This window comes from Bacillus sp. Pc3 (assembly GCF_000815145.1).
In the GTDB taxonomy this organism is placed as follows: domain Bacteria; phylum Bacillota; class Bacilli; order Bacillales; family Bacillaceae; genus Bacillus; species Bacillus velezensis.
In genome coordinates, this window is sequence record NZ_CP010406.1 from 3,710,264 (window position 1) to 3,735,529 (window position 25,266).

A 25,266-nucleotide genomic window follows, 5' to 3' on the forward strand; every position below is an offset into this window, starting at 1 on the left:
AATCTTGATCACATCTTGGAGGAATGAAAATGACCAGTTTAACAAAAATCAGACAGCAGCAGCCGTACAAGTGGTACCAAACGATGAGAGAAACCTCTCCCGTTCATTACAATGAAAAGGAAGATTGCTGGGAAATCTTCACCTATGATGAAGTGAAGCGGGTGATTTCTGACTACAGTCATTTTTCTTCCGATCATAAATACTTAAGTGCGGACAAACAGGAAAAAATGATCCGGCATATTAACAAAGACAGCCTTTTGAAAATGGACCCGCCCGAACACACCGTCTTCAGAAAATTGGTCAATCAGCCGTTCATGCCGAAATCGGTTGAGTCTCTTGCACCGCGTATAGCCGCTATCGCTGATGACCTGCTTCAGGCCGTCCGTTCAAAAGACAGGATGGACATTATTGAAGATTACGCATTTCCGCTTCCGATTATCGTGATCGCAGAGCTTTTAGGATTTCCTCCGAAAGACAGAGATATCTTTAAAAGCTGGGTCGACCAAAGCCAGAATGTAAAAGATGAAAAGAAAATGAATGAAGTGCAAAAGCAGATGATCGGATACTTCATGCAGTTTATTTTACAGCGGAGAAAACAGCCGCAAAATGATTTAATCAGTCATTTAATTTCAGCTGATTTAGACGGAGAGCCGCTGTCAGACAAGCAATTAATCGGTTTTTGCGGCTTGTTGATCGTCGCGGGGCACGTAACGACGGAAAATGTGATCGGAAATTCATTTCTCAGTCTCAAGGAGTTCCCGCACATTCTGCCCCGGCTGCTTGAAAACAAGGCGCTCCTTCCTGACTTTATTGAGGAAGTCATCCGCCTCAGACCTTCCATTCAGCGGGTAACCCGCTACACTGCGGTTGAGAGCGAGATTGGCGGAAAAACGATTCCGGCCGGAGAAAAAGTGTATGCGTGGATTGGATCGGCGAACAGAGATGAAAAGAAGTTTGAAAATGCCGATCAGATTGACTTGGGACGAAAGCCGAATCAGCATCTGTCATTCGGTCAGGGCAGCCATTATTGTTTAGGAGCGCCGCTGGCCAGGCTTGAAGCGAAAATCGCGCTTTCCCACTTTTTTGAACAGATGCCCGCATGGCGTTTTACTGAGGATCAAGAGCCGAATCTGGTTCCGAGCCCTGTATTTCACGGCGTTGACAGGCTGCTTGTTGAGTTTTGAGCGAAAAAATAAAAGAGGCTTCCACAGGAAGCCTCTTTACTCTGGGGGCTTGGAGAAATGAATGTAGGAATCGAAGCAATGAACGTTTTTGGCGGAACCGCGTATGTAGACGTCATGGAGCTTGCGGAACATCGGAACTTGGATAAAAAAAGGTTTGAGAACCTGCTGATGAAAGAAAAAGTGGTGGCGCTTCCGTTTGAAGATCCGATTACGTTCGCCGTAAATGCCGCAAAACCGATTATCGACTCTCTGTCAGAAGAGGAACGGAATCAGATTGAAATGGTCATCACCTGTACGGAATCCGGGATTGATTTTGGCAAATCCATCAGTACATACGTCCATGATTATTTGCAGCTGAAGCGGAATTGCCGGTTATTTGAGGTGAAACAGGCTTGCTATTCTTTAACGGCCGGGTTTCAAATGGGCGTGAATCTCATCTTATCGCAAACATCGCCGGGAGCGAAAGCGCTCATCATCGGAACGGATATTTCCCGCTTTTTAGTGGCTGAAGGCGGTGACGCGTTGACGGAGGAATGGTCCTATGCCGAACCGAGTGCGGGGGCGGGAGCTGTGGCGCTTTTAGTCAGCAGCACCCCTCATGTCTTTTTGCTTGATCAAGGCGCAAGCGGGTATTACGGGTATGAAGTCATGGATACCTGCCGCCCGATTCCGGATAGTGAAGCGGGGGATGCTGATCTGTCGCTCATGTCTTATTTGGACTGCTGTGAAAAATCATTTCAGGAATACCGAAAGCGTGTGAGCGGGGCGGATTATAAGAATACATTTCAATACCTTTCTTTTCATACTCCGTTTGGCGGAATGGTAAAAGGAGCGCATCGGACGATGATGAGAAAATTGGCAAAGGCTAAGCCGCAAGACATTGAAGCGGATTTTCAGCAACGCGTGCTGCCTGGGATTCAATACTGTCAGCGCGTCGGCAACATCATGGGGGCCACCGTATTTTTATCTCTTGCCAGCACGATTGATAACGGCTCTTTTGAAACGCCGAAACGCGTCGGCTGTTTTTCATACGGTTCGGGCTGCTGCTCTGAATTTTACAGCGGTGTCGTTATGCCGCAAAGCCGTACGCGGCAGAATCAATTTCAGATCAGCCGGCATTTGGATGAACGCGTCCGTTTATCGATGGCTGATTACGACCGGCTGCTCCAAGACAGCGGCATCGTAAAATTCGGCACAAGAAATGCCGCGCCCGCAGCAGACATCCCGAATGCGCATCAAGGAAAAACGCGATTGGTGCTGACTGAAATAAAAGAGTTTCACAGAAAGTATGAATGGACGACTTAATATCAGAAACACTCAGAGCCGGAAAGGCTTGAGTATTTTTAAAGAAACGGAGAATAAACATGAATCCAATGATTGATGTACAGGAAACAGAACCGGGCATTGTGCAGGTCACAATGCAGGATACGGCCGGGAAAAACGGGCTGTCAGAAGAGTTTGTCAGAGAGCTGCACCGGGTATTCCGAGACATCAATGCCCATCCGTCCTATAAAACCGTCCTTCTGACGGGTTACGGAAATTATTTCTGCACCGGAGGAACGCAGGAGGGGCTTTTGACCATTCAGAGCGGAAAGCTTCAATTTACAGATTTAAAGCTTCACAGTCTTTTATTGGATTGCAGGATTCCCGTGATTTCCGTCATGCAGGGGCATGCGATCGGAGCCGGCTTTACGATCGGTCTGAGCGCGGATTTCGTGATTTTAAGCAGAGAGAGTTTTTATTCTTGTAATTATATGAAGTACGGATTTACACCGGGAATGGGCGCGACGTATATTGTGCCTGAAAAACTGGGAATTGTCCTCGGGGAAGAAATGCTGTTTACTGCCGCGAATTTCAGCGGCGCCGCTCTGGAAAAACGGGGAGTTCCGTTTGAAGTGCTGCCGAAAAAAGACGTCCTTCAAAGAGGCCGCGAATTAGCCCGGCTGCTGGCGGATAAACCGAGAGCCTCACTGGTTGCGCTGAAAACCAATGTGACCGCACGGATCAAAAGAGAGCTGACAAAAGCGGTTGAGGAAGAGGTGAACATGCACGAAGCCACATTCCATCTTCCTGAAGTAAAAGAGAGAATCAGCCGCTTATACGGCAGTTAAACAGAATGAAAAAAGCATGGGAAGCCCCATGCTTTATCACTGGTCCGTCTTTTGCAGAACGGAGCCTGCGAATTGTTTTTTAATTTCGGCGCTCCGAGCTGCGGTTTCTGCGATGCAGTGCATGATGGCTTCTTCAAAGCGGCGCTCTTCTAATGCGCGAAGGCCTGCTTCAGTCGTGCCGCCCGGGCTTGTGATTTCCTTGCGCAGGCGTTCAGGCCGTTTGCTGCTTGTTCTGAGCATTTCCGTCGCCCCGGCCATGGTTTGTAAAATCAGCTCTTTTGCCGTTTCTTCCGGCAGGCCGGCTTGAAGGGCGGCCTTTTCCATTGCTTCGACATACCGGTACACATAGGCGGGACCGCTTCCGGCAATGGCTGTAACGGCGTCAAGGTGTTTTTCTTCAAAGCGCGTCGCTTCTCCGATTGTTTCCAGAAGCTCTTTTGCCGTCCGGATTTCAGCTTCACTCGCCTCTGAGCTTGCGGAAAAACCGGTCGCCGATTGCTGAATGGCCGCGGATGTATTCGGCATCGCCCGGATGATGGTGAGCTTTCTGCCGAAATATTGCTGAATCGTGTGAATCGTCAGCCCTGCGATGACAGAAATCACAAGCTGATCTTTCACGTATTCGCGAATGTTCTCAATGCTTTCTGCCGCATCTTTCGGTTTAAAGGCGAGAACGAGAATGTCGGTATTGCTGAAAAACTCTTCTTTATCCCGGCACGGTTTTACTCCGTACGTTTTTTGGAGCTCTTCAAGCCGGCTGTCATTTGACCGGTTTGTCATATATATATGTCCGGGGGCTGTCATTCCGCTTTGCAGCAGTCCGTCCACCATTGCTTCCGCCATTGATCCGGCCCCGATAAAACCGATTTTCTTCATATAAATCCTCCTTCTTCTCAAAACACAAAAAACCTTCCCGTCAAAAAGGACGAAAAGGTTTCGCGGTACCACCTTACATTAGCACGAATCAGCCGTGCTCAGCTCAAATCCCGTAACGAGGGGATACGTTTAGGTTTTCCTAACCGCTCTGAGGGCAGGTTCTGTAAACAAGAGGGCCGCAATGTCTTTCAGCCGGGGACATTGCTCTCTGCTGCCGTTGTTTATATACTAGTTCCTCGTCATCGCGTTCCGTGTTTTCTAGTTTGTTGTTCATTATGCTATGCGCAAGAGCGGGATGTCAATCTTTTTTTCCGATATGCGGCAATAATGACACAGTGAAAAGAAAACGCTAAAATATGATTATTCAGGAATGAAAAGAACGAAGGAGCGTAAACATGGCAGCGAGAAAGATCATTCCGATACGTGTGCCGACTCCGTTTGCAGTCGGCGACGTTATCGTTTATTTAGTAAAAGATGAAGCCTTAACCCTTATTGATTGCGGCCCGAATACAAAGGAAGCGGCTGAATCGCTCTCATTGCAGCTTAAGGAACACGGGGTTTCTGCGGCGGATATAGAACAGGTGGTGCTCACTCATCATCACGCAGATCATTCAGGTCTGCTGCACCTTTTTTCCGACGATGCGGAAGTAATAGGGCATCCGCTGAATGACAGGTACATTACTCAGGATCAGTCGTATATCGCCCGGCAGGAGGACTTTTTTCTGTCGCTTATGACTGAAATGGACGTTCCCCTGACGCCTGAAGACATACATAAAACAGTTAAGCTGTCATACTTATTTTCTGCAAACCGTCCGTTAACGAAAACAGTGAGGGAAGGCGGAAAAATTGACGGGCTTAACGGCTGGACGGTGCTCGAAATCCCGGGTCATGCCGCTTCTCACATTGCGCTCTACCATGAAAAAAGCGGTGAAATGTTCAGCGGCGATCTGCTTTTGTCCAACAGCTCCACCAATCCGATTCTGGAAGCTCCGGAAAAGGGGGGCGTGCGCGCGGCCCCGATGCTCGACTACTTGAACTCAATGAAGCGGCTGTATGACGTAAACCCGTCCTTTTTATATCCGGGACACGGCGATCTGCTGACAGACGTAAAGCCTGCTTTTGACAGGCGGCTTGAAAAACAGAGAAACCGGTCGGAATATGTGCTGCGCCTGTTGTCAGAGGAAACGCTGACGGCTTTCCAGGTATGCCGGCGGCTGTTTCCGGCTGTGTATGAAAATGAATTGTTTTTAACGATGTCAGAAACGATCGGCCATCTTGACGTGCTGGCCGCCGAAGGGAAGGCTGTATCCTTTCAGTCGGGGAACACTCTGAAGTTTAAAGCTGTGAAGGGGTGAAGGAAATGGGCAGATTAACGGATAAGCGGATTTGGATCACCGGAGCATCCGGCGGACTCGGAGAACGGCTTGCATATTCCTGCGCGGCAGAAGGGGCTCATGTTTTTTTATCCGCCAGGCGGGAGGACCGCTTGCAGGAAGTGAAAAAGACGATTACCGCGCGCGGCGGACAGTGTGATGTCGTTCCGTTTGACGTCCGGCATGCAGAAGAGGCTGAAAACGTAAGGCGTTTGATCGGTCATGTTGACGTATTAATCAACAACGCCGGCTTCGGCATTTTTGAAACGGCCGCTGATTCATCTTTGGATGATATGAAGGCAATGTTTGAAGTCAACGTCTTCGGATTAATCGCCTGTACGAAGGCCTGTCTTCCTGTGATGCTTCATGCGAAAAGCGGCCATATTATCAATATCGCCTCACAGGCCGGCAAATTGGCGACGCCGAAATCAAGCCTTTATTCCGCAACGAAGCACGCCGTGTTAGGGTATTCCAATGCGTTGCGGCTTGAGCTGGACGGTACGGGTGTAGCCGTGACAACGGTTAATCCCGGTCCGATCAAAACAGACTTCTTTACAATTGCAGATAAAGAGGGCGGTTATGTGAAAAGCGTCGGCAGATGGATGCTTGATGCCGACCATGTGGCAGAGCGTATTACATCCGTGATTCTGACGGATAAACGGGAAATGAATCTTCCGCGATGGATGAGCCTCGGGACGAAGCTGTATCAGCTTTTCCCATCGTTTACAGAAAAACTGGCCGGCCGCGCATTAAAGAAAAAGTAACAAGGGGGAAAAAGGAATGTCCGACCGGGATATACACAAGGCATTGATGGCAGAGCCTCTAGTCAGGCAAATGGCGGAGGCGCGTGAAGTATTTTGGATCAATCCGCATAAAACCGATGATCCAGTAAAGCATGGCGCTGAATGGAAAAAGGAGATTGCCGAAGCGGAAGAAAGGCTGCGCCGGTTTGCGCCTTATATCGCGTCGGCTTTTCCGGAGACGGAAGCGGAGGGAGGCCTCATTGAATCTCCGCTTGTCTTGATTAATGAAATGAAGAAGCATCTGGAACACAGCGCCGCTCAGGCTTTCCCCGGGCGTCTGCTTTTGAAATGCGACGACGAACTTCCGATTTCCGGTTCCATTAAAGCGCGCGGCGGGATTTACGAAGTGCTGAAGCATGCCGAAGATCTCGCGGTAAAAGCGGGAATGCTCTCAGCAGACGACGATTACAGCATATTGACTGAAGAACGGTTTACCGCTTTTTTCTCAAAATACTCTATAGCCGTCGGCTCTACGGGCAATTTAGGTCTGAGTATCGGCATAATCGGCGCGAAGCTCGGCTTTTGTGTGACCGTTCATATGTCCAGTGACGCAAAGCAGTGGAAAAAGGAGCTGCTCCGGGAAAAGGGGGTTCGCGTCATCGAATATGAAGCAGACTACAGTCTGGCTGTCAAAGAGGGGCGCATGCAGGCGAAGCAGGACCCTTATTGTTATTTTATTGATGATGAGCATTCCCGGGATCTGTTTTTGGGGTATGCCGTTGCGGGAAGCCGTGTGAAAAAGCAGCTCGACCAAATGAACATAAAGCCTGATGCAGATGAACCGCTTTTCGTTTATTTGCCGTGCGGGGTCGGAGGAGGCCCGGGCGGCGTCGCGCTTGCGCTAAAGCTGATCTATGGCGAGCATGTCCATATTTTTTTCGGTGAGCCGACGCATTCACCGTGTATGCTGTTAGGACTGTTTTCCGGCTTGCATGACGGAATCAGCGTGCAGGATATCGGTCTTGATAATCAAACGGCCGCCGACGGACTCGCGGTGGGAAGGCCGTCCGGACTGGCCGGCCCTCTGATGGAGCCTATAATCAGCGGCTGTTATACCGCCGATGACGGCACGCTTTTTTCGCTGCTTTATCAATTAAGGGCGGCCGAGAATAAGAGCCTTGAACCCTCTGCACTCGCCGGACTGGCCGGAGCCGTCAAGGTCGTTCAGACCGAAGCCGGAAACCGTTATATAAAAGAGCGGGGGCTTGAGATGGAAAATGCCGTGCACCTTGTGTGGAGCACCGGCGGAAGCATGGTTCCGGAGGAGGAAATGGAAGAGTACAGCCGGATCGGTTCCTCATTTTTGAAAAAAATGGGCAGACAGTGAAGCGGTTTTCCGTTACAATCTTTGTAAGCGTTTGTTTTTTTATCGGAAAGCCATACAGAGAGATTGGTGTGAATTGTGAAAAGTAAAGAATTGAACTTACATACATTGTATACGCAGCACAGCCGCGAGTCGTGGGCCGGATTCGGCGGCCATCTTTCCATTGCCGTTTCAGAGGAAGAAGCCAAGGCCGTAGAGGGGCTGAATGACTACCTGTCGGTGGACGAAGTAGAAACGATTTACATTCCGCTTGTGCGCCTGCTCCATCTTCATGTCACGTCTGCCGCAAGACGGAATCAGCATGTCAATGTGTTTCTGAAGCATCCGCATTCAGCGAAAATCCCGTTTATCATCGGAATCGCGGGCAGCGTCGCCGTCGGCAAAAGCACGACGGCGAGAATTTTGCAAAAGCTTCTTTCCCGTCTGCCGGACAGGCCGAAGGTGAGCCTGGTGACAACTGACGGTTTCTTGTATCCGACGGCGGAATTAAAAAGGAAAAACCTTCTGTCCAGAAAGGGATTCCCGGAAAGCTACGACGTGAAAGCGCTGCTTGAGTTTCTGAACGATATAAAGTCGGGGAAAGAGAGAGTGGAGGCGCCCGTATATTCCCATCTTACGTATGACAGGGAAGAGGGCGCCGTCGAGGTTGTCGAAGGTGCGGATATCGTTATTATCGAAGGAATCAATGTCCTGCAGTCGCCGACCTTAGAGGACGACAGGGAAGATCCGCGGATTTTTGTATCGGATTTCTTTGATTTTTCGATCTATGTGGATGCCGAAGAAAGCCGGATTTTCACGTGGTATTTGGAGCGTTTCCGCCTCTTAAGAGAAACCGCTTTTCAGGATCCGGCTTCTTATTTTCATAAATTTAAGGATTTGTCTGATGCAGAAGCGGATACCATGGCCGCCTCCATTTGGGAGAGCGTCAACCGTCCGAATCTGTATGAAAATATCCTGCCGACAAAATTCAGATCGGATTTGATTTTGAGAAAAGGTGACGGCCATAAAGTTGAAGAGGTGCTGGTAAGGCGGGTGTGATGTGAGGAGGAAGCGAATATTATGATGCATCATATTGAGTTGTATGTATCTGACTTGAAAGCCTCCGCCCGGTTTTGGGGATGGTTTTTAGGTGAGCTCGGTTATAGGGAATTTCAAAATTGGGACTCCGGCATCAGCTGGAAAAACGCAGGATTTTATGTTGTGCTTGTACAGACAGAGGAGCGTTTTTTAACACCGGAGTACCACAGATGCCGGGTCGGGCTGAATCATCTGGCTTTTCATGCTGCATCAAGAGAGCAGGTTGACGAGATGACAGAAAAGCTGCTTGCCAGAGGATGCCCCGTGCTTTACAGGGACCGCCATCCATATGCAGGCGGAAGCACGCATTACGCCGTATACACGGAGGACCCGGATCGGATAAAAGTGGAGCTCGTTGCGCCTGCTTCTGAATGAACTATAACTTTTCGTTTTTTTCTTCGCGCAGCGCGTCGAGTTTCTTTTCGATTCTGTCCAATTGTATGCGGCGCTTGTTCAAGCTTCTGAATACGTATATCACGGCAAACAGGAAAAATGCGGCTGCAGTAAATGAAATCAATTGAAAAATGACATCACCGATGTTCATCTTTTTTACCTCCGTGTGCGGCGGGCTTCTTCAGCCCGCCGTTTTTTCATTTTGACCGATATGAAGACATGGGGGATGAATCATTTCTCTCCTAGCTTTGTTTTTTTTCTGAGAATGAATAGTTTCTGCATGTGGCTTATGACCACTTTTGCGGCCGCATATCCCGGAATGGCCAGCAGCATCCCGGCAATTCCTGAGAATTTGCCGGCGGCAAGCAGAAGAAAAATAATGGTCAGCGGGTGAATGTCCAGCTTCCGTCCCATAATTTGCGGGGAAATCAGCTGGCTTTCAAGCTGCTGGACAATGACGACGACCGTAATCACCAGCACCGCCTCGGTCGGTGAATCGAACAATCCGACAATGACTCCGGGAAATGTGCCGATCCAAGGCCCGATAAACGGAATCAGGTTTGTCACCATGGCGAACGCGCCCAGAACGAGCGGATAATCGAGCCCGATTATAAAATAGCCGATCGTGACGAGAACGCCGACACAGAAACTGACGAGCAGCTGTCCTTGTATGTATGAACTGAGAGCTTCATCCATATCCCGAAGGATTTGTTTTCCTTCTTTTTGATGTTTTTCCGGAAGAAGCCGCAGCAGTCGCCGAGGGGCTTTGTTTCCTTCTTTTAACATGTAATACAGCGCAAACGGAATAATAGCTGCGGTGATGGCGGCATTGGCAGCCGTACCGGCCAGGCTGCTGAGAGAATCAGCGATTGAACCGGAATAATTTGCGGCTTTGTCTGCTAATTTTTTAAAGGAATCCCCATGCTGAAGCCGGGAAAACCATTTGCTGTCCTGGAGATGCCCGATCCAATTTTCAGCTTTTGCGGAAAGCTCCGGAATATGATCTGTGAAGGCTGTAAACTGTTTTTGAACGGCAGGGCCCGCCGTATAAAGGAAGAGGACAAAAAGGCCGGCTGTTCCCGCATAAATCGCTAAAATCGCGATTCCTTCGGGCAGCTTTAATTTCGCATGCAGCACTCTGACGAGCGGGCGGCACAAATAGTAAAGGACGCCCGATAATACAATGGGCGGAAACAAGGTTTTAACCGTAATCACAACAGGCTGGAACAAAAAGTCTATTAATGTTCCGAGATAAATGATGAGAAATAACAGAAGAACGGCATAGCCGATCCTGAAATAAGGCCCGACAGGCATATCCTGCACCACGCAATCTTTAAAGGTTTACTCTCGGACATTTCCCTTATCGCCGGGTGCATAAACGTCCGTGTCAGGAAAACTGCCCTTGATTGGTGACGTAATCGTAGATAATATCTTCTACATGGGCATGGAGATCCTCATCGGGTTCTTCATTCCTTCTTTCTTCTAAAGCTTTTTTTAAACTCTGTTTTTCATAGGGGCTCAGCGGATCTGTCGACACATTCCGTCCATACTGGCGGAGGGCTTGTCCCAGCATTTTTTCTATAAATTGATCCATCATATATTCTCCTATTCTTGTCATTCATCTTTATTCTACTAAATATCATGTGATCCTCCCACTCTTCTATCATATTTTCTGTCAGGGCCGGGTTAGGATTTTTATTCCAATTCAGCTGAGAGAATACGATGAAACGGCAGCGTTAACGCATCTTCATCGTTTATGATTTTTAAACGCTTTTCGTCATGCCTCACTTGTTTTACCCAGCCCCAAAAGCGGCGGGGGCCGTGTGCGGAAGCGTAGGTGACCGAAATGGCCCTGTCTTCTTCAATCGACGCCGCAATGATGCGGTTCATGTCGTTCAGTTGCTCTTCGCTCAGTTCCGGAGGCCGGAATTCCCGTTCTTTTCGTTTTTTCGCAAGCAGCTGCTCCCGATGTTCGGGCAGCATCATCCGGCTTGATTCCCACATGACATTATACCCGGGTGTTAATTTGTTCGGATTCATGTATATCACCTCAAATTATTTGTAATGCCCGCCGATTTTTTCAGCCCGGTGAAAGGCTTGGCCGGCCTCTGTCAGTGAAGCGGCATGGAGGAGCGACGCAGGGCCGTACCGCTCATGAATATCATCCAATACTTTGCCGAGACTGATCTTTTTTTCCTGGGCATCGAACAGGCTCAGCTGAACATAATCACAAGGCTCCAGCTGGGAAAGGGAGACGCCGGCGCTGCGGACGGGCTCACCGTTCCAATGCTCTTTGAAGAGCTTGACCGCCGTTTTAAAAATATCCATTCCGAAATTAGTCGGTGACACCAGCTTTCTCTGTCTGTGAAAACCTGAAGGGAATTCAAAATCAGCGCCTCTGATGCTGACCGAAACCGTATGGCCGATGTATTGTTTGAAACGGGCGCGGCGGGCCACTTCTTCGCTTAACTCCAGCAGCACGACTTTGATATCCTCAAAGCGGCTGTAGTCTCTCGGGAGGGTCATGTTATGGCCGATCGCTTTTTGCCGGCTGTGCGTGTTGACGGTGACCGGAGAGGGATCGATGCCGCGGGCTGTCCGCTGAAGCAATTCGCCGTTAATGCCCCAGCGTTTTTTCAGCAATTCGGCGGGGTGTCCGGCAAGCCCGCCGATTGTGCTGATGCCCATCCGTCTTAAATGATGCTCCATCCGTTTTCCGATGCCGAATAATTTTCCGACCGGCAGCGGCCACAGATCCTGCCTGATATTTGACATATCCAATCTGTGGATGCCGGATGCGTTTTTTTTGGCAAAATGGTCGCAAGCCATTTTCGCGAGCGCCTTATTCGGCCCGATGCCGACACGGGCATAAATGCCGAATTCACGCATAATCGCTTGCTGAATGCTTTTGGCAATTGTAAAAGGATCACCGAACAGCCGCCTGCTTCCGGTCACGTCGAGAAACTGCTCATCGATGGAGTAGGGTTCTACAAGATCGGTATACCGTTCAAACAGTTCGGTAATCATGACGGATACATCAATATACCGCTGCATCCGCGGACGGACAATAACGGCATCGGGACATTTGGCCTGCGCTTCCCACAGCCGTTCGGCATTTTTTACGCCGTATCGTTTGGCGAGCGGACAAGCCGCAAGCACGACGCCGCTGCGTCTTTCGGGATCTCCCGAGACAATCACGGGCCGGCTTTTGAGATGAGGCGCTTCCGCTTTTTCCACAGACGCATAAAACGATTGCATATCTACAAGAAGAATATCAGCCATAAAAAAACCTCCGGGAACGTTTGTTCTGTTTTTCATTGTACCCGAACAATGACCACGTTTATACTGGTAAATCATTCCCCGGCTGGAAGACGTGCTGATTTGTTTGCTTGAAAAGAAATCATTTACAATTGCAAACAACCCACATATAATTTTTTATATTCCAATGAGAAGAGCTGACATTCATTTTGCCGGACGAAAAGGAGAGTCAATCGATAATGGATATTCGAACAATTACCTCTGAAGACTATGAAATGGTTACGTCTGTTTTGAATGAATGGTGGGGCGGCAGGCAGATGAAAGACAAACTGCCGCGCTTGTTTTTTGAACATTTTCAGGACACAAGCTTTATCACGTACGGGCCGGAGGGAATGACCGGTTTTTTAATCGGTTTTCAGTCGCAATCAGACCCTGAGACAGCCTACATTCATTTTTCCGGTGTGCATCCGGATTTCAGAAAAATGCAAATTGGAAAACAGCTCTACGACCGATTTATGGAGACGGTGAAGAAAAGGGGCTGCACAAAAGTCAATTGCGTGACGGCGCCTGTCAATAAAGTATCAATCGCTTATCATACAAAATTAGGCTTTGAAGCTGAAAAAGGAACCAAAACCGTAAACGGAATCCCTGTTTTTGCGAATTATGACGGTCCGGGAGAAGACCGGATTCTGTTTGTGAAATATATGTAGAGGGGGATGAATATGGGTTTTTTAGCTGACACGCCCAAACCGCCCTATTATGCGGTCATTTTTTCATCAATAAAGGGAAAATATGATGAGGAATATGAACATACGGCAGAGCGCATGATGAATTTGGCAGGCGGACAGCCGGGCTTTTTAGGCGCGGAAAGCGTTCGGGAGGAAAACGGCTGCGGCATCACGGTTTCCTACTGGGACAGCCTGGAAGCGATTAAAAGGTGGAAAGACCATACGGACCACCAGGCGGCAAAACAAAAAGGAAAAACCGCCTGGTATGAAGCGTACGCGGTCCGCATTACGAAGACGGAGTCACAGCGGATGTTTGCGTCAAAAGGGGCGGAAGATTGATTACATTTTTACAGCATACACAAGAACAGACCGCGCGGGAAATTGCGGCGGTTCAGCGCTGCTCTTATCAAAAAGAAGCAGAGCTGATCGGCTTTTTCGGCATCCCCGCCTTGCATGAAACACCCGATGATATACAGCGGTCACGGGAGACGTTTGCCGGTTTCAAGGAAAAAGATCAGCTTGCAGGCGTCATTTCGTATGAAAAAAAGGGATATGACCTTGTCATATGCAGGCTGACGGTGCACCCGTCCGGCTTTCGAAAAGGAATCGGACGGGCGCTTATTCAATTTGTGATAGACGAGAACCGGGACGCCCAAAAAATAGAGGCGGCTACCGCCAGCCAAAACGTTCCGGCAGTCTCTCTCTATTTAAAAACAGGTTTCACAGAAGCCGGACAGATAGAGACGCCGGAAGGGCTGGCCCTCTCGTTTTTTCATCTTTATCCGAAGAGGAAAGCGGAAGTTGTTCCGTACAAGCCGGAATGGAAAGAAATGTTTGAAAGAGAGAAGGCGGACTTGATCCGAATCTTCGGCCCAGCACTTCATTCTGTCAGACACATCGGCAGCACCTCTATCCCGGGGATGGCCGCCAAACCCGTCATTGATATACTGGCGGAGGTTAAAGATATTTCGGACGCTGACCGATTCAGTCCGCAGCTGGAAGCACTCGGCTATGAGGCGAAAGGGGAAAACGGGCTAGAGGGCCGGCGTTTCTTTCAAAAAGGCGGCAGCAAGCGCACACACCACGTTCACATATACGAAACAGGCCATCCGGACGTGAAGCGTCATCTGCTGTTCCGGGATTTCCTCACCGCAAAGCCTGAAAAAGCGGCTCAATACATGGAACTGAAACGGCACCTCGCTAAGACGTACCCATACGATATGGAAAAATATAGTGAAGGAAAAAATGATTGGATCAAGGCGGCTGAACAAGAGGCAAAGGTCTGGGAGAGCGGGCTGCTGTAAAGAAAGCAGAAACAATGCATACAGCGGCTCGGTATGCTACAATGGCGAAAATGAAAAACGGAGGATCATCTATGCAAATACATGTGACGGATGCGGCGAAACACACACTTCAGCAGGCAATGGACGCCAACCCGGGGAAAAAAGCGCAGCTCCGCTATGACGCAGAAGGCTGCGGGTGCGCGGTGAGCGGCGTGCCGACCATCTGGCTGGCGGACGAATTAACGGGACAATGCGAAGCCATTGAAACCAACGGACTTCCGCTTTACATCCAGACCTCACAAAAAGTGTTTTTTGACGAGGAAATGACAATCGATTACAATGAAAAGGCAAAAACGCTCGTCTTAAAAAGCCCGGCAGAGATGCTGAGCCCGAGAATGAGCATATTAGTAAAGCAGGGAGAAACGGAAAGTGAATCAAAAGCTGAAAGCCATTAAACAGACGGCACAGCATAAAACGTGGGTATCCTTTCTGAACAACAACCACCCGTACAGTCTGCTGCACTGGTCCATCGGAGGCGCTGAATCCGTTCAGAAGGATGTCTGGCTGCTTCAGGATGAGATGACCTTCAAAGCGCAGGAGTTTACGACAATCGACCTCGCCATTGACTGGATCGGAGAAAATATGGACGGGATTACCGACGTTTTATGACGTGAAAGCGAAAGAACCAGCATACGTTCTTTCGCTTTTTTACGTTTGCGTCATGGTATCTAAAAAGGTTTGAACGGCTTTACGGTAGCTCTCCGGATTTTTGGTGTACGACATGGCATGCCCGCCCGATTCGGCCAGATAGAGCATCTTAGGGCCGCGTTTTTTGCGGTGCAGCAATTCGGAACAAGCGGGAGGTATATAATCATCTTCCTTACTGTGAATAAACAGCACGGGCTGCCGGATTCGGCTGATAACCGATAGAGGCGATACATCACGGATACGGTATCCTTCTCTCATCCGCAAAAAGAAATCAGCCAAAGGCAGAAGCGGCCACGGAGGCAGCCGGAACTCCCGCTTCACCCTGTAGGCGAGCTGATCGCGAAAGCTTGCGAACGGACAGTCCGCAATATAAAAATCAGCGCCGTTTTCATCCTGATGCCCGCCCGCGTATAATAAGGCCGTCACCGCTCCCATCGATTCCCCGTGGATGCCGATTTGACCGCCGTCTCCGGTTTTGTGTCTCACCCAATTCACGGCTTCTTCCAAATCATCTTTTTCAAAATAGCCGTAGCTCGTCGTTCTGCCGCCGCTTTTTCCGTGCCCGCGGTGGTCATATACGAGCACATTCCATCCTAAATCTAAAAATAAATCCATGTATTTCAATGAATTGAACGAATTTACGGTAACGCCGTGACAAATAATCATGGTGTTTGCCGTATGATGCGGGGCGACGTAAAAGCCTTTGATCTCATACCCGTGGCGTGACAGGATGACAGCCTCTTCTTTTTCCATGGCCTGAAAGGAATCAAATCTATCATGCCCGTCCGCCGTTTCTTTTTTCATGATATCTTCATCCGTCTTTTTCTTCATAAACATAATCAGATTCGTAAAAGCGAATCCGGCAGCCAAAAAGACTGCGCAAGCCGAACCGAACACCGCCAGCCGTTTTTTCACACAGGCACCCTCCTTTCATATGAAAAATCCTTCCTCCGGCTTTTCAGGACCGTGAACGTTGCCGGCCTCCGGCGCTCCGTGGTACACTTGCTTCACCATATTCAGATACGGGGGGCGTAATGATGAAAAAGCAGCTGCCTAAAGAAAAACACAGCTTAAAAGACGATCTGGAGGAAGATCTGAAGGCCAGGCTTTTGCAAATGAAAAGTGAGCTGAAGGAAGAAGACGAGAAAAAACAGGCGCAGCAAAAGGCGGAACAAATCAGAAAACGAAAAGAAAAAGAAAAACATAAAAGCTTTGAAGAGCTGCTGAATGAAAGCAGTCTCGATTGGCACAAATATAAATAAACCGGCATCTGAAAAGGTGCCGGTTTTATGATTTAAGAACGATGGGCTTCGTATACGTCCCGTTTTGTATGGTATTGCAGGGCTTTGATTTCCTGGCTGCTTAAACGCCGGGCCTCTGCAGCCGAACAGTTTTCTCTCAGCTGCTCAAGTGAGCTGGCTCCGGTGATGACAGAAGCGACGGCCTGCTGTGACAGTAAGTATTGAAGAGAAAGCTCCGTCATGCTCAAGTCAGGTGCGGCAGCGCTGATCGCTTTTTTGGTTTCTGCCAGTTCTGCAAAAGAATATGTTAAATAGCCGTTCTCTTTTACGCTTGCGGCCGCTTGATCAAGCGGTTTTTCCGTAAGAAGCCCTTTAGCGACAGGCCCTCTTGCGACTACGCTGATTCCGTTCTCCTCTAAAAGGGGAAGCCACTCCTCGGGACGCCGGTCCAGCAGGCTGTATTGCATCATAATGCTGGTGATATTTGATTTTTTCACATATTCTTTAATAACATTCGGACGAATCGAGGAAATGCCGTAATACCGGATGACACCTTCCTGTTTTAAGTCCTCAAATGCTTCGATCGTTTCGTCAATATGATCTTCCATCGTGCCGCCATGCAGCTGATAAAGGTCGATATAGTCCGTTTTCAGCCGGCGCAGGCTGTTTTTGACCGCTTCTTTTATGTATCCTTTGGAAGCGTCCCAATGCCAGCCGTCTTTATCATCATTCCAGCGGTTTCCGGCTTTCGTGGCTAAAATGATGTCGTGTCTGCGGTTTTTGACGGCCTCCCCGACAATTTCCTCATTTCTGCCGAAATCATAAAGATCAGCGGTATCTAAATAATTGATTCCAAGCTCGATCGCTTCATCCAAAATAGACAGCGCTTTAACTTTATCCGTGCCCAGCGACATACAGCCGAGCCCGATTTCGCTTATTTCTAAATCAGAATGTCCCAGTGTGCGTTTTCTCATCGTTTCGCTCCTTTTTATAGTCTTTTATTGACCGTAATATAAAGGCGCGAAGTTTTCAACTGTTAAGGCCCGGTGATCCAATCTCCGACATAGCGGAATGTCCGTCCGTATTCTTTCAGTTTAGCCCGCACTTCCCACGCCTTTCCGACCAATACGATACTTTTATCCTTCCGGTACACCTTCAATCGAAAAGCACCTCCCTCTCATGCATGTATGATAAAATATATGAGGCATAATAGAGAGACAGAACGGGAGATGACATGATGAGACATTTAGAAGAAAAAACACTTGCGAAAAAAAAGCTGTATGACGGGAAAGTCATAGATCTTTACTTAGAGGATGTAGAGCTCCCGAACGGAAAAACAAGCAAGCGGGAAATCGTCAAACATCCGGGAGCGGTGGCCGTACTTGCGGTGACCGAGGAAGGAAAAATCATTTTGGTGAACCAGTTCAGAAAGCCGCTGGAACGGACAATCGTTGAAATTCCGGCCGGGAAGCTTGAAAAGGGGGAAGAGCCGGAACATACGGCGTTAAGAGAGCTCGAGGAAGAAACGGGATATACGGCGGAAACCTTGACGAAAATCACCGCTTTTTATACATCACCCGGGTTTGCTGATGAAATCGTGCATCTCTTTCTTGCGGAAGGGCTTTCGCCGCTGGAAGAAAAACGAGAGCTGGATGAGGATGAATTTGTCGAAGTCATGCAGGTCACGCTTGAAGAGGCCGTGAAGCTGATTGAATCCCGCAGGGTGTATGACGCAAAAACGGCGTACGCGATTCAGTATCTCCAGCTGAAAGAAGCGCTGAAGGAAAAATGATGAAAACCATCTATGCGGATCTGCATATTCATATCGGCCGCACCTATACGGGAAAACCGGTCAAAATCACCGGGGCCAAAACGTTGACGCTGCACCGGATTTTAGAAGAAGCCAGTGAGGGGAAGGGAATTGAACTATTGGGCATCATCGACTGCCATTCCCCGGAAGTCATAGAAGAAATCGAGCGCGGAATTGATGAAGGCAGATACCGTGAGCTGAAAGAAGGCGGCATCCGGTATCGGAATACGACGCTTCTGTTGGGCAGTGAGCTTGAAATCTATGATCACACATGCCGCGGGCCGATTCACGCTCTCGTCTTTATGCCGTCTCTTGCCGAAATGAAGATGTTTTCTGAGTGGCTTGCAAAAAGGCTTAAAAATATCCATCTCAGTTCCCAGCGCATTTATGAAACCGGTTTGAATCTTCAAAGGAAAACAAAGGAATTGGGCGGGCTGTTTATTCCCGCCCATATGTTCACCCCGCATAAAAGCCTGTACGGAAAAGGAGTCATATCTTCTTTGACAGAAGTTTTCGACCCGGCGCTCATTGACGCGGCGGAACTCGGATTAAGCTGTGACACCGACATGGCTTCGCGGGTAACAGAACTTGATCCGTATACATTTTTAACAAATTCTGATGCGCATTCCTTAGGAAAAATCGGCAGAGAATATAATGAAATGCTTCTTAAAGAAGCGAATTTCACGGAATTTTCGCTGGCTTTAAAAGGGAAGGACGGAAGAAAAATCACGGCGAATTACGGGCTGAACCCGAAGCTCGGGAAGTATTACCGGACGGCTTGCGACCGCTGCGGCAGCCCGGTTGAAAAAGGAGCTTCCGCATGTCCGGAGTGCGGGGGGAAAACAATGACAAAAGGGGTCAGTGAACGGCTGGAGGAACTGAGCGGACCGAAAAAAAGCCGCATGCCGCGGCCGCCGTATATTCATCAAATCCCGCTGCAGTTCATTCCCGGGGTCGGGCCGAAAACGTTAGAAAAACTGAAGCGGGCCTTCGGGACGGAGATGGCGATTCTTCATCAGGCGCAAGAAGAGGAATTGGCGCGTGTCGTCCAGCCTAAAATAGCGGCTGTCATTCATAAAGCGCGTACCGGGCAGCTCGTCCTTGAGGCCGGGGGCGGAGGGACGTACGGCAGAATCAAGCCGTAAAAGCCGGTTTTTAGCGGAGCTCCTCCTGCACCTTCTTTTTCGTGCGGACAAACGCAATCAATTCGATGATTTCATCCTGATTCAGCGGCTGTCCGTCAACGGTCAGTGTGCCGCGGCCTTGTGCGGCGTTTGTTAATTCGATGGTCTGGGCAAACGGCTCCGCCTTTTTTTCAGTGCGCCCGAGTAAATCGTCGCACGTCGTGTCAAACAGATCGGCAAGCGTGCCTAGCGCCTCGAATGACGGACGCCGGTATCCTGATTCATACCCGGCGTACGTGCTTTTGGCGATGCCGAGACGGTCAGCCGTATATTGAAGAGACCAATTTTTCTTTTTTCTCAGTTCAGTTAAACGATCTAAATTCATATTCAAAACCGCTCCTTTTCACTTGAGCAAATTATATCATATCGATATGCAAAAGTGTACGCGAATTGAATAATAATCACTTGATTAATTTCATTCGTCTGTCTATAATTTGATTAAAAGTATGCGAAAAGCGAATGCTTAACACATCTTGAGAAATGGATGAAGAGGTGCAGGGTATGAAAAAATTATTGCTGTTAACAACCGGAGGAACAATCGCCTCAGTCGAAGGAGAAAACGGGCTTGCACCCGGGGTGAAAGCAGACGAATTGTTAACCTACGTATCAAAACTTGATAACGATTACACGATGGAAACCCATTCGTTAATGAACATCGACAGCACAAATATGCAGCCTGAATATTGGGCCGAAATCGCAAATGCTGTCAAAGAAAAATATGACGCATATGACGGGTTCGTCATTACGCACGGGACAGACACAATGGCTTATACATCAGCGGCACTGTCTTATATGCTTCAGCATGCTGATAAACCGATCGTCATTACGGGTTCGCAAATCCCGATTACATTTCAAAAAACCGATGCCAAAAAAAATATCACGGACGCGATCCGCTTCGCATGTGAAGGGGTGGGCGGCGTATACGTCGTATTTGACGGCAGAGTCATTCAAGGCACACGCGCCATTAAATTAAGAACGAAAAGCTATGATGCATTTGAGAGCATTAACTATCCGTATATCGCGTTTATTACCGAAAACGGAATTGAATACAACAAACAAGTGCACATCCCAAAAGACGATGCTTTTACGGTCAATACTTCACTTTGCACGGACGTGTGCCTGCTCAAGCTCCACCCGGGGCTGAAACCGGAAATGTTTGACGCATTAAAGGGCATGTACAAAGGAATCGTCATTGAAAGCTACGGCAGCGGCGGTGTGCCGTTTGAAGGAAGAGACATTCTCGCCAAAGTCAATGAAATGATTGAAAGCGGCATTGTCGTCGTCATTACGACACAATGTCTTGAAGAAGGAGAGGACATGAGCGTCTATGAAGTCGGCCGAAGAGTCAATCAAGATCTCATTATCCGCTCCAGAAATATGAACACGGAAGCCATCGTGCCGAAATTAATGTGGGCGCTCGGCCAGTCTCACAACTTGGCTGAAGTCAAAAACATTATGGAGACACCGATCGCAGACGACGTTGTACTGTAAAAACATGACTACCACAAAGAGAAAGTAGGGTTTTAGCATGACAAACGCGCAAAAAGAATATCGTCAGGAAAAAGATTTCCTCGGAGAAAAACAAATTGAAGCTGATGTGTATTACGGAATACAAACGCTGCGCGCGAAAGAAAACTTTCCGATTACCGGCTACCGCATCCACGAAGAAATGATTAATGCGCTCGCCATCGTCAAAAAAGCGGCGGCGCTTGCCAACATGGATGTAAAACGGCTGTATGAAGGAATCGGAAATGCGATTGTACAGGCCGCAGATGAAATTCTTGAGGGAAAATGGCATGACCAATTTATCGTCGATCCGATCCAAGGGGGAGCCGGAACGTCCATGAACATGAATGCCAACGAAGTAATCGGCAACAGGGCTCTTGAAATCATGGGGCATAAAAAAGGTGAATACATTCACCTCAGCCCGAACACACACGTCAACATGTCACAATCGACGAACGACGTGTTCCCGACGGCAATCCATATTTCAACATTGAAACTTTTGGATAAGCTCCTTGATACGATGGCGCATATGCTCAGTGTCTTTAAAGATAAAGCGAAACAATTTGATTCTGTCATTAAAATGGGGCGCACACACCTTCAGGACGCTGTGCCGATCCGTCTCGGACAGGAATTTGAAGCATACAGCCGCGTGCTTGAGCGTGACATAAAGCGAATTAAACAATCCCGCCAGCATCTGTATGAAGTAAACATGGGGGCAACGGCCGTAGGTACGGGGCTTAACGCCGATCCGCGCTACATAGAACAGGTTGTGAAACACCTGGCTGACATCAGCGGACTGCCGCTTGTCGGCGCCGGCCATTTGGTTGACGCCACACAAAACACTGATGCGTATACGGAAGTTTCAGCCGCGTTGAAAGTATGCATGATGAACATGTCTAAAATCGCCAACGATCTGCGCTTAATGGCTTCAGGTCCGCGCGCGGGACTTGCGGAAATTTCACTGCCCGCCCGTCAGCCGGGATCATCCATTATGCCTGGGAAAGTCAACCCTGTAATGGCAGAGCTGATCAACCAAATCGCCTTCCAGGTCATCGGGAATGACAATACGATCTGCCTCGCTTCAGAAGCGGGCCAGCTGGAGCTTAACGTAATGGAGCCGGTACTCGTATTTAACCTGCTTCAATCCATCAGCATCATGAATAACGGGTTCCGTTCATTTACCGATCATTGTCTGGCGGGAATTGAAGCCAACGAAAAACGTCTGAAGCAATACGTGGAAAAAAGCGTCGGCGTCATTACAGCGGTCAATCCGCATCTCGGGTATGAAGCGGCTGCGCGAATTGCCCGTGAAGCAATCATGACGGGGCAATCTGTAAGAGATCTTTGCCTTCAAAATGATGTACTGACAGAAGAAGAATTGGATATCATTTTGAATCCGTATGAAATGACAAAACCGGGGATTGCCGGAAAAGATCTATTAGAAAAATAAATTTTAAAGCAACAACAGCCGCCTTTTCACGTTTTTTAGTGAATAGGCGGTTGCCATACAAAGGGATGAGGCAGTATAGTATAATTTGTTATATCATTTGATGAAAGCGTTTTAGCTTTTTTCTTCTAGGGGGATTTTCTTGTGAAAGAGGCCAGATTGCCAAATTTATTGGAAATTATTATCTTATTATTCGGGTTTTTAGCGCTTGTCTTATCATTTACAGTATTTTTAGACCTGCCGATTCAGCTTGCTCTATTTATATCCTGGTTTATCGCTATTATTCTCGGAGTCAGACTGGGATATTCATATAAAGACTTGCAGGCTTCGATTGTCACCGGGATATCAAACGGTCTTGAAGCAGTGTTGATTCTTGTTTCGGTCGGTGCGCTCGTCGGGACATGGATTGCCGGCGGCGTTGTGCCGACGTTAATTTATTATGGTTTAGAGTTTATTAATCCTCATGTTTTCCTTCTGGCTACACTGGTTATTTGTTCCGTTATGTCCGTTGCGACCGGAACGTCGTGGGGAACCGTGGGAACCGCGGGAATCGCCATGATTGCCATCGGAGAGGGAATGGGTATACCGCTTCCGATCGTGGCGGGAGCCGTTTTGTCCGGCGCTTACTTCGGAGACAAGCTTTCACCGCTGTCTGACAGTACGGTGCTTGCCTCCACGCTTTCTAAGGTGGATGTGCTGTCACACGTCAGAGCGATGATGTATCTGTCAATTCCGTCCTATATTATTACGGCCATTCTGTTTACCGTAACGGGATTTATATACGGCGGAAAAAATATTGATCTTGGCAAAGTGGAATTTTTAAAATCTTCATTGCAGAAAACGTTTGACATTCATATATGGATGCTCATTCCGGCTGTTGTCGTCGTTGTCCTTCTGATTTTGAAAAAGCCGTCTATGCCCGTTATCGTCATCGGTGCTTTGCTTGGCGCAATCTGGGCTTCCGTCTTTCAGGGAATGAATTTTGCCAGTGCCATCGCGACTGCTTATAATGGTTTTTCCATTAAAACGGACGTCGAATTTTTAAACGGCCTGTTAAACCGCGGAGGCATTACCGGTATGCTGGATACGTTAGTCGTTATCCTTTTCGGTCTTGGTTTTGGAGGAATTCTTGAGAAGCTCGGCGTATTAAAAGTGATTGTCTCAACTTTTGAGAAAAAGCTGACCACACCGGGAAATGTGACGCTTTCGACATTGATCGTCGCCCTTTTAGGAAACATTTTCGGCTGTGCGATGTACGTGTCATTGATCCTGACGCCGAAAATCATGGAGAACAGTTATGATAAACTGAAACTTGACAGAAGAGTTTTATCCCGGAACGCAGAGGTGGGCGGCACGCTTACTTCAGGGATGGTGCCGTGGTCTGATAACGGCATCTATATGGCCGGCATTCTCGGCGTATCCACATTTTCTTATCTGCCGTTCATGTGGCTCAGTTTTGTATCTATCGGACTGGCAATATTGTACGGGTACACGGGGAAATTCATTTGGTACACGAAAGAAAAATCCTTGCAATCTCAAAAATTGGGTTAGGAGGTTCATTTCATGATTACAAAGCATATGATTCGGACGTTAATGATTGAAACGCCGACTGTTCCCGGAAATCTCGGAAAAGTGGCAACCGCCATCGGAGTGATGGGCGGAGATATCGGGGAAGTTGAAACCGTTAAAGTCGGCCCGAACTACACAATGCGCAACATCACTGTGCAGGCCGAAAATGAAGAGCAGCTGCAGGAAATCATTCAAGCCATTGAAGCTCTCGGTGAAGGCATCCGGCTTCATACAGTCTCAGATGAAGTGCTCTCTGCTCATGAAGGCGGCAAAATTCAGATGAAAAGCAAAATGCCGATCCGGACATTGGCTGAGCTTGGCCGTGTTTATACGCCGGGTGTCGCCGATGTGTGCCGACTGATTGAAAACGAGCCTGATAAAGCGTCCATCTATACGACAATCAGCAATTCTGTCGCCATTGTCACCGACGGAACGGCGATTCTCGGCCTCGGCAATATCGGCTCTGTCGCCGGAATGCCCGTAATGGAAGGGAAAGCCGCGCTTTTTGACCAGCTGGCGGGTATCAGCGGAATTCCGATTTTGCTCGATACCTCTGATCCGGAAGAAATCATTCGCACGGTAAAACATATTTCCCCGGGGTTCAGCGGAATTCTGCTTGAAGATATCGGTTCGCCCCACTGCTTTGACATTGAAGACCGCCTGAAAGAAGAACTGGACATTCCGGTTATGCACGATGACCAGCACGGCACGGCGGTCGTCACGCTCGCCGCAGCCATTTCCGCTTGTAAAAGCGCCGGTCTTGATTTAAAAGAAGCGAAGGTCGGTCAGATCGGTCTCGGCGCGGCAGGCGTCGCCATCTGCCGCATGTTTATGGCATACGGAGTCAAAGCGGTCTGCGGAACGGACAAGTCAGAAGACGCAATGAACCGCCTCGCTCAGTACGGAGGTCAGCCGCTTGGAAGCATCAAAGAATTAATGGACACGTGTGACATTGTGATCAGCACCACAGGAGTTCCGGGTCTCATTAAAAAAGAGGATGTCAGAAAAGGACACGTCATTCTGGCTTTATCTAATCCGAAGCCGGAGATTGAACCGGAAGAGGCATTACAAGCCGGAGCCGCTTATGCAGCTGACGGCCGTTCGGTCAATAATGTTCTCGGCTTCCCGGGGATTTTCCGCGGCGCGCTGAACGCCAAAAGCAAGAAAATCGACCATGAAATGCTTGTGGCGGCCGCAGAAGCCATCGCCTCTTGCACAAAACACGGCGATCTCGTGCCTCAGCCTTTGGATGCCGACGTGCATCAAGCCGTATCAGCAGCCGTAGAACGGGCCGCGGCAGGGAAATAAACAACTCTTACAGTACCGGATGTGTGCCGGTGCTGTTTTTTTATCATGAATAGGAAGCGGAATTCTTAGGCAGGCTAACAGAT

29 protein-coding genes and 1 pseudogene are annotated in these 25,266 nt (G+C 48.7%); 20 read left to right on the top strand and 10 right to left on the bottom strand.

Annotation, left to right across the window (positions count from 1 at the left end):
• Positions 1 to 29 precede the first annotated feature (29 nt).
• The 3 genes from SB24_RS17745 to SB24_RS17755 are packed head-to-tail and all read left to right on the top strand — an operon-like array spanning position 30 to position 3,295.
• Entirely contained in the window at positions 30 to 1,184 is a 1,155-nt protein-coding gene (locus tag SB24_RS17745) for a cytochrome P450 (RefSeq protein WP_032866364.1), read from the top strand.
• 57 nt (positions 1,185 to 1,241) lie between these two features.
• Positions 1,242 to 2,489 carry a hydroxymethylglutaryl-CoA synthase family protein gene (locus SB24_RS17750; protein ID WP_032866358.1) on the top strand — a complete coding sequence of 416 codons (1,248 nt, stop codon included), beginning with the start codon at positions 1,242 to 1,244 and terminating at the stop codon, positions 2,487 to 2,489.
• 59 nt (positions 2,490 to 2,548) lie between these two features.
• Entirely contained in the window at positions 2,549 to 3,295 is a 747-nt protein-coding gene (locus SB24_RS17755; protein ID WP_023842868.1) for a polyketide synthase, read from the top strand.
• Positions 3,296 to 3,331: 36 nt separating this feature from the next.
• On the opposite strand, the gene proC is transcribed toward SB24_RS17755, so the two are convergent.
• Positions 3,332 to 4,171 carry a pyrroline-5-carboxylate reductase gene (gene proC, locus SB24_RS17760; protein ID WP_039254613.1) on the bottom strand — a complete coding sequence of 280 codons (840 nt, stop codon included), beginning with the start codon at positions 4,169 to 4,171 and terminating at the stop codon, positions 3,332 to 3,334.
• A gap of 395 nt (positions 4,172 to 4,566) precedes the next feature.
• Here proC and SB24_RS17765 point away from each other — a divergent pair, with 395 nt between their 5' ends.
• The 5 genes from SB24_RS17765 to SB24_RS17785 all read left to right on the top strand — a co-directional run bounded on the left by SB24_RS17765 (position 4,567) and on the right by SB24_RS17785 (position 9,123).
• The gene (locus tag SB24_RS17765; protein WP_015417764.1) at positions 4,567 to 5,526 is read left to right on the top strand and encodes an MBL fold metallo-hydrolase; all 960 of its coding nucleotides are present in this window, start codon (positions 4,567 to 4,569) and stop codon (positions 5,524 to 5,526) included.
• Positions 5,527 to 5,531: 5 nt separating this feature from the next.
• Positions 5,532 to 6,308 carry an SDR family NAD(P)-dependent oxidoreductase gene (locus SB24_RS17770; RefSeq protein ID WP_031378961.1) on the top strand — a complete coding sequence of 259 codons (777 nt, stop codon included), beginning with the start codon at positions 5,532 to 5,534 and terminating at the stop codon, positions 6,306 to 6,308.
• A gap of 16 nt (positions 6,309 to 6,324) precedes the next feature.
• Positions 6,325 to 7,674 (top strand): D-serine ammonia-lyase, encoded by a 1,350-nt coding sequence (gene dsdA / locus SB24_RS17775; RefSeq protein WP_039254614.1) that lies wholly within the window; start codon positions 6,325 to 6,327, stop codon positions 7,672 to 7,674.
• A 75-nt stretch (positions 7,675 to 7,749) separates the two neighbouring features.
• On the top strand, positions 7,750 to 8,709 hold the full coding sequence (gene coaA / locus SB24_RS17780) for a type I pantothenate kinase (RefSeq protein ID WP_015417761.1): 960 nt from the start codon (positions 7,750 to 7,752) through the stop codon (positions 8,707 to 8,709).
• 24 nt (positions 8,710 to 8,733) lie between these two features.
• The gene (locus SB24_RS17785; protein ID WP_029973629.1) at positions 8,734 to 9,123 is read left to right on the top strand and encodes a VOC family protein; all 390 of its coding nucleotides are present in this window, start codon (positions 8,734 to 8,736) and stop codon (positions 9,121 to 9,123) included.
• A 1-nt stretch (position 9,124) separates the two neighbouring features.
• Here the strand turns inward: SB24_RS17785 and SB24_RS20065 are convergent, their stop codons facing one another.
• From SB24_RS20065 to SB24_RS17805, 5 genes are all read right to left on the bottom strand, one after another.
• Entirely contained in the window at positions 9,125 to 9,292 is a 168-nt protein-coding gene (locus tag SB24_RS20065; RefSeq protein WP_094032266.1) for a DUF4083 domain-containing protein, read from the bottom strand.
• Between the two features lie 80 nt (positions 9,293 to 9,372).
• Positions 9,373 to 10,455 carry an AI-2E family transporter gene (locus tag SB24_RS17790; protein ID WP_015417760.1) on the bottom strand — a complete coding sequence of 361 codons (1,083 nt, stop codon included), beginning with the start codon at positions 10,453 to 10,455 and terminating at the stop codon, positions 9,373 to 9,375.
• Positions 10,456 to 10,528: 73 nt separating this feature from the next.
• The gene (locus SB24_RS17795) at positions 10,529 to 10,735 is read right to left on the bottom strand and encodes a YqzH family protein (protein WP_003153294.1); all 207 of its coding nucleotides are present in this window, start codon (positions 10,733 to 10,735) and stop codon (positions 10,529 to 10,531) included.
• Positions 10,736 to 10,836: 101 nt separating this feature from the next.
• Entirely contained in the window at positions 10,837 to 11,181 is a 345-nt protein-coding gene (locus SB24_RS17800; RefSeq protein ID WP_007409390.1) for a YolD-like family protein, read from the bottom strand.
• Between the two features lie 15 nt (positions 11,182 to 11,196).
• Complete coding sequence (locus SB24_RS17805; RefSeq protein ID WP_015417758.1) at positions 11,197 to 12,423, bottom strand: DNA polymerase IV; 1,227 nt, start codon at positions 12,421 to 12,423, stop codon at positions 11,197 to 11,199.
• Between the two features lie 215 nt (positions 12,424 to 12,638).
• On the opposite strand from SB24_RS17805, the gene SB24_RS17810 reads away from it, so the two are divergent.
• From SB24_RS17810 to SB24_RS17830, 5 genes and pseudogenes are all read left to right on the top strand, one after another.
• Positions 12,639 to 13,109 carry a GNAT family N-acetyltransferase gene (locus SB24_RS17810; RefSeq protein WP_012117908.1) on the top strand — a complete coding sequence of 157 codons (471 nt, stop codon included), beginning with the start codon at positions 12,639 to 12,641 and terminating at the stop codon, positions 13,107 to 13,109.
• Positions 13,110 to 13,121: 12 nt separating this feature from the next.
• Positions 13,122 to 13,466: an antibiotic biosynthesis monooxygenase family protein gene (locus SB24_RS17815; protein ID WP_015240143.1), complete on the top strand. Its 345-nt coding sequence runs from the start codon at positions 13,122 to 13,124 to the stop codon at positions 13,464 to 13,466.
• A pseudogene (locus SB24_RS17820) lies at positions 13,463 to 14,428 on the top strand (GNAT family N-acetyltransferase); the annotation flags it as partial. The gene SB24_RS17815 and the pseudogene SB24_RS17820, both read left to right, overlap by 4 nt.
• A 74-nt stretch (positions 14,429 to 14,502) precedes the next feature.
• Positions 14,503 to 14,865 (top strand): iron-sulfur cluster biosynthesis family protein, encoded by a 363-nt coding sequence (locus SB24_RS17825; RefSeq protein WP_014305346.1) that lies wholly within the window; start codon positions 14,503 to 14,505, stop codon positions 14,863 to 14,865.
• Positions 14,840 to 15,079 carry a DUF2552 family protein gene (locus SB24_RS17830; RefSeq protein WP_003153307.1) on the top strand — a complete coding sequence of 80 codons (240 nt, stop codon included), beginning with the start codon at positions 14,840 to 14,842 and terminating at the stop codon, positions 15,077 to 15,079. The genes SB24_RS17825 and SB24_RS17830 overlap by 26 nt, the downstream gene beginning before the upstream one ends.
• Positions 15,080 to 15,118: 39 nt before the next feature.
• On the opposite strand, the gene SB24_RS17835 is transcribed toward SB24_RS17830, so the two are convergent.
• The gene (locus SB24_RS17835; protein ID WP_039254624.1) at positions 15,119 to 16,033 is read right to left on the bottom strand and encodes an alpha/beta hydrolase; all 915 of its coding nucleotides are present in this window, start codon (positions 16,031 to 16,033) and stop codon (positions 15,119 to 15,121) included.
• Positions 16,034 to 16,155: 122 nt separating this feature from the next.
• Between SB24_RS17835 and SB24_RS17840 the strand changes: the two genes are divergently transcribed.
• On the top strand, positions 16,156 to 16,380 hold the full coding sequence (locus tag SB24_RS17840) for a YqkE family protein (protein WP_007409396.1): 225 nt from the start codon (positions 16,156 to 16,158) through the stop codon (positions 16,378 to 16,380).
• 32 nt (positions 16,381 to 16,412) lie between these two features.
• Here SB24_RS17840 and SB24_RS17845 read toward each other — a convergent pair whose 3' ends face one another.
• Together SB24_RS17845 and mciZ are read right to left on the bottom strand one after the other, a co-directional pair.
• On the bottom strand, positions 16,413 to 17,333 hold the full coding sequence (locus tag SB24_RS17845) for an aldo/keto reductase (protein ID WP_015417754.1): 921 nt from the start codon (positions 17,331 to 17,333) through the stop codon (positions 16,413 to 16,415).
• 62 nt (positions 17,334 to 17,395) lie between these two features.
• Positions 17,396 to 17,518, bottom strand: coding sequence for a Z-ring formation inhibitor MciZ (gene mciZ / locus SB24_RS17850; protein ID WP_003153315.1), 123 nt, complete (start codon positions 17,516 to 17,518; stop codon positions 17,396 to 17,398).
• A gap of 78 nt (positions 17,519 to 17,596) precedes the next feature.
• On the opposite strand from mciZ, the gene SB24_RS17855 reads away from it, so the two are divergent.
• Positions 17,597 to 18,151, top strand: coding sequence for an NUDIX hydrolase (locus SB24_RS17855; RefSeq protein WP_031378964.1), 555 nt, complete (start codon positions 17,597 to 17,599; stop codon positions 18,149 to 18,151).
• Complete coding sequence (locus tag SB24_RS17860; protein WP_039254626.1) at positions 18,151 to 19,314, top strand: TIGR00375 family protein; 1,164 nt, start codon at positions 18,151 to 18,153, stop codon at positions 19,312 to 19,314. The genes SB24_RS17855 and SB24_RS17860 overlap by 1 nt, the downstream gene beginning before the upstream one ends.
• 10 nt (positions 19,315 to 19,324) lie before the next feature.
• Here SB24_RS17860 and SB24_RS17865 read toward each other — a convergent pair whose 3' ends face one another.
• Positions 19,325 to 19,678: a helix-turn-helix domain-containing protein gene (locus tag SB24_RS17865; protein WP_007409399.1), complete on the bottom strand. Its 354-nt coding sequence runs from the start codon at positions 19,676 to 19,678 to the stop codon at positions 19,325 to 19,327.
• Positions 19,679 to 19,854: 176 nt separating this feature from the next.
• On the opposite strand from SB24_RS17865, the gene SB24_RS17870 reads away from it, so the two are divergent.
• The 4 genes from SB24_RS17870 (at position 19,855) to SB24_RS17885 (ending at position 25,183) form a co-directional block, all read left to right on the top strand.
• A complete protein-coding gene (locus tag SB24_RS17870) occupies positions 19,855 to 20,844 on the top strand; it encodes a type I asparaginase (RefSeq protein WP_022553011.1) in 990 nt (329 codons plus the stop codon).
• Between the two features lie 37 nt (positions 20,845 to 20,881).
• On the top strand, positions 20,882 to 22,309 hold the full coding sequence (gene aspA / locus SB24_RS17875; RefSeq protein ID WP_003153322.1) for an aspartate ammonia-lyase: 1,428 nt from the start codon (positions 20,882 to 20,884) through the stop codon (positions 22,307 to 22,309).
• A 141-nt stretch (positions 22,310 to 22,450) separates the two neighbouring features.
• On the top strand, positions 22,451 to 23,857 hold the full coding sequence (nhaC, locus tag SB24_RS17880) for a Na+/H+ antiporter NhaC (RefSeq protein ID WP_039254630.1): 1,407 nt from the start codon (positions 22,451 to 22,453) through the stop codon (positions 23,855 to 23,857).
• Positions 23,858 to 23,869: 12 nt separating this feature from the next.
• Positions 23,870 to 25,183: an NAD-dependent malic enzyme gene (locus tag SB24_RS17885; protein ID WP_039254631.1), complete on the top strand. Its 1,314-nt coding sequence runs from the start codon at positions 23,870 to 23,872 to the stop codon at positions 25,181 to 25,183.
• Positions 25,184 to 25,266 lie beyond the last annotated feature (83 nt).